Origin of the sequence: Vogesella sp., from assembly GCF_046297735.1 — a bacterium.
GTDB classification, from domain to species: Bacteria; Pseudomonadota; Gammaproteobacteria; order Burkholderiales; family Chromobacteriaceae; genus Vogesella; species Vogesella urethralis.
Map to the genome: position 1 here is coordinate 1 of NZ_JBKBHK010000030.1, position 3751 is coordinate 3751.

A 3751-nucleotide genomic window follows, 5' to 3' on the forward strand; every position below is an offset into this window, starting at 1 on the left:
TACCCACCACGCTCTGGGCCGTCAACACCTCGCCTGCAAAAAAGTGCAAGTAATTGCTTAAGTAGCTGATTTGCAAAGGTGACGAAAAGCAAAAAGGTTGGCCGCATGCGGCCAACCTTTTATTTGAACAAGCATCAAGCCGGGCTCAGAGCGATTCCAGCATGGCCGGTGTCATCATGGCTTTGAGGCGAATCTGCTCGATACCGTGCCGTTCGCGGTGATTCAGCCACCAGATGGCGCCCTTCTTCACGCTCCACAACAGCGGCTGCTCGCTGAGCAGTGTTGCCGCCAGGCGGCCGATATACGGCTGGTGGCCCACCAGCACGATGGTTTTGCCGCAGGCGGGCCAGCCAACGGCTTGCAGTACCTGCTCCACCGACGCGTCCGGGTTCAGCGCCGGCAGGATCTCGTAGCTCTTGGCCAGGAAGGACGCGGTTTGCTGCGAGCGTACGGCTTCGGAGGCCAGCAGGCGGTAGTCGCCGGGCAGTTGCTTGTGCAGCCAGTTGGCCATCTGGCGGGCTTGTTGTTGGCCACGGCGGGTCAGCGCGCGAGCCAGGTCGTCATTGCCGTCTTCGGCTTCGGCGTGTCGCCACAGAATCAGGTCCATGGTGTACTCCTCGAAATGTTGTTATTAGGTGATGCAGTCTACACGGGCGTGATTACAGCAACAGGTGCACCAGTATCGGGGCGAGTACCGCGGTAAACAAGCCGGTAAGCCCCATTGCCAGACCGGCAAACGCGCCGGCGGTTTCCGATAGCTGGAATACGCGTGCCGTGCCGATGCCGTGTGCGGCCACGCCGGTGGCCACGCCCAGCACCACGTCGTCGCGGATACGCAGCAGGCTGGCCAGCGGTTTGGCACAGACGGCGCCGATGATGCCGGTAACGATGACGAACGTGGCGGCCAAAGCCGGGATGCCGCCCAGCACTTCTGCGACGCCCATCGCGATCGGCGTGGTGACCGAGCGCGGCGCCAGCGACATCAGCATCTCGCGCGGCATGTCGAACAGCAGGCCACTGGCCACCGCCGTCACCACCCCGGCCACACTGCCGGCCACAATCGCCAGCAAGACCGGCAGCCCGCTTTTGCGCAAACGTCCCAGGTTGTTGTACAGCGGGATGGCCAGCGCCACCGTGATCGGCCCCAGCAGAAACTGGATGAACGCCGCCCCCTTCATGTATTGCTGGAAATCCATGCCCAACACCAGCAGCACGCCGACGACGATGGTTGCCCCCAGCAGCACGGTATTGGCCAGCGGATGGCCGTGGTAGCGGCGGCTGGCTATCAGCGCCAGGCGGTACGCTGCCAGCGTCAGCAGCAGGCCGGTCAGCGGCGAGCCGCGCAACCAGTGCAGTAACTCAGTCATGCCCCCTCCCCTGCTGCCAGCGCAGCGCCAGCTTCAGCACCAGTGCGGTAATGACGAAGGTGCCGAGCGTGGACAGCAGCAACACCAGCGTTAACGCCAGCGGCCGTGCCGACAGCATGGGCCAGAAAGCGATGATGCCGACACCGGCCGGAATGAACAGCAAGGACATATGCGTCATCAGCCGCGGTACGTTATGGCGCAGCGTGTCCGGCAAGCCGCGGCGGGCGCACAGGGTAAGAAACAGCAACAACATGCCCAATACGGCACCGGGCACCGGCCAGCCAAAGGCACGCGCCACCAGCTCGCCAGCAAACTGGTAGCCCAGCAGCCAGAGGAAAGTTTCGATCATGACAATATATAAGCCAGGTTGGCCGCAAGGGCAGGACAGCGCAAAGCGCGTTTTGGCATAATGCGGGCCATGAATGATAAAGCCTATTGGTCGGCCAGCTTGCCGCCGGGTTCGCCGGCATGGCAGGCCTGTGTCGGCACCCGTGGTTCGCTGACCGAACACCTGATGGCCACCGGCCGCCAATTCAGCGTCGATGTGCTGGCACAAGGCCCGGCCGACGTGCACGATGACGAGCTGGACCTGCTGCAGGTTAACGCAAAGCAGACGGTTTATGCCAGACACGTTCGATTGCTGCTGGACGGCGTACCGGTCATCGCCGCGCGCAGTGTCACCCGCGAAGACTGCCAGGTATGGCAGCCGATTCTGGCACGTGGCAGCCGCTCGCTGGGGCTGACGCTGTTTGGCGGCCTGCCCGGCCTCGCCCGCGAGGCGCTGCAGTTTGCCACGCTGGACGCCACACACCCGCTGGCGCAGTTGGCCGCCGTGCCTGACGCTGCCGCGTTACAGGCCCGCCGCTGTCGTTTTACCCTGGCAGGCTCGCCGCTTCTGGTGTGCGAGGTGTTCCTGCCGGCTCTGGAGCCGATGCTGAAATGAATACTGCTGTCTGGCGCGAACGCGCCACCGTTTATGGCCAGCTGATGCGGGTAGACCGCCCGATTGGCACCCTGTTGCTGTTGTGGCCAACCTTGTGGGGGCTGTGGCTGGCCTCGCACGGGCGGCCGGACTGGTTGGTGCTGGGTGTATTTGTGGCCGGCACCTTCCTGATGCGCTCTGCCGGTTGCGTGATCAACGATTATGCCGACCGCCATTTTGACGCCCACGTGGCGCGCACGGCGCAGCGGCCGTTTGCCCGCGGCGCCGTTACCGAAAAAGAAGCGCTGCTGTTGGCCGCCGCGCTGGCACTGCTCAGCCTGCTACTGGTGCTGCCGATGAACGGGCTGACGCTGCTGATGAGCGTCCCCGCCGTCTTCCTGGCGGCCACTTACCCGTTTACCAAGCGCTTCTTCCCGTTGCCGCAGGCCTACTTGGGGCTGGCGTTTTCGTTTGGCATTCCGATGGCGTGGGCGGCACAAACCGGCGAGGTGGCCCCGACCGCCTGGTGGTTGCTGGCGGCCAACCTGTTCTGGACCGTGGCCTACGACACCGCTTACGCGATGGCAGACAAGCCGGACGACCTGAAAATCGGCATCAAGACCTCGGCCATTACCTTTGGCGACCACGATGTCAGCGCCATCATGTTGTGCCACGCCGTGTTTATGGCGCTCATGCTAGGCCTGGGCGTGCAGCAGCAGCTGCACTGGCCGTACTTTGCCAGCCTGCTGCTCAGTGCCGGCCTGATCGCCAAACAGTACACGGAGATCCGTACCCGCGACCGCGCGCTGTGTTTCAAGGCCTTTATCGATAACAACCGCGTCGGTATGGCCATCTTCGGCGGCATACTGCTGGATTACCTGCTGTTTCCACTGAGCCGATAAAATTTATCGATACCCACTGGAAATAGCGCCAGCGCGTACCCAACTCCGGGCAATAACCCCGGAGTTTTTTCATGCCCGCTTTTGCCGATATCCTGCCTACCCTGCCCGCCATCGATGGCATCGCCGCCCTCAGCCTGCACAATGCCGCCGGCGAACAAGTCGCCCTGCTGGAAACCAAACCCGGCTCTAGCGGCTCGGTTCGTGTCTACCACGCGCTGTGGCTGCAGCACGGCTGTATCAACCACGCCGCCGCCCAGCAAGGCCTGGCGCTGTACGCCGAGCACACCGCTGACGCGCTGGCCTTCCCCGGCAAGCACCCCAATATCGACCGCCTGCTGGCCCTGCAGGAAGGCGACAGCCTGAGCGTGAACGTCATCCCGGCCTGATCACGCCATCAAACGGCGCCTGCTCGTCAGCGATGAAAAACCCCCGGTCTGCGCCGTAATGCCAGTCAGTTAAGACTTGCGACTGCAAATCCAGTAAAAGGGAACATGTTCATCATGTTCCCTTTTTTGCTGTATGAGCCTGCTACAACACGCATTAAATGACACGCTGCCACA

Annotated in this window: 6 protein-coding genes; 3 read left to right on the forward strand and 3 right to left on the reverse strand. The window is 62.9% G+C overall.

Annotation, left to right across the window (positions count from 1 at the left end):
* Positions 1-145: 145 nt before the first annotated feature.
* The 3 genes from ACK4FZ_RS17430 to ACK4FZ_RS17440 are packed head-to-tail and all read right to left on the reverse strand — an operon-like array spanning position 146 to position 1716.
* Positions 146-607 (reverse strand): SixA phosphatase family protein, encoded by a 462-nt coding sequence (locus ACK4FZ_RS17430; protein ID WP_409823238.1) that lies wholly within the window; start codon positions 605-607, stop codon positions 146-148.
* Positions 608-659: 52 nt separating this feature from the next.
* On the reverse strand, positions 660-1367 hold the full coding sequence (locus ACK4FZ_RS17435) for an LrgB family protein (protein ID WP_409823240.1): 708 nt from the start codon (positions 1365-1367) through the stop codon (positions 660-662).
* Positions 1360-1716 carry a CidA/LrgA family protein gene (locus ACK4FZ_RS17440; protein WP_144371100.1) on the reverse strand — a complete coding sequence of 119 codons (357 nt, stop codon included), beginning with the start codon at positions 1714-1716 and terminating at the stop codon, positions 1360-1362. Before ACK4FZ_RS17440 ends, ACK4FZ_RS17435 begins: the two co-directional genes overlap by 8 nt.
* A 69-nt stretch (positions 1717-1785) precedes the next feature.
* Between ACK4FZ_RS17440 and ACK4FZ_RS17445 the strand changes: the two genes are divergently transcribed.
* From ACK4FZ_RS17445 to ACK4FZ_RS17455, 3 genes are all read left to right on the forward strand, one after another.
* Positions 1786-2310, forward strand: coding sequence for a chorismate--pyruvate lyase family protein (locus ACK4FZ_RS17445; protein WP_409823244.1), 525 nt, complete (start codon positions 1786-1788; stop codon positions 2308-2310).
* Positions 2307-3191 (forward strand): 4-hydroxybenzoate octaprenyltransferase, encoded by an 885-nt coding sequence (gene ubiA / locus ACK4FZ_RS17450; protein WP_409823246.1) that lies wholly within the window; start codon positions 2307-2309, stop codon positions 3189-3191. The genes ACK4FZ_RS17445 and ubiA overlap by 4 nt, the downstream gene beginning before the upstream one ends.
* Positions 3192-3262: 71 nt before the next feature.
* Positions 3263-3577 carry a DUF2322 family protein gene (locus ACK4FZ_RS17455; RefSeq protein WP_409823249.1) on the forward strand — a complete coding sequence of 105 codons (315 nt, stop codon included), beginning with the start codon at positions 3263-3265 and terminating at the stop codon, positions 3575-3577.
* Positions 3578-3751: the final 174 nt, after the last annotated feature.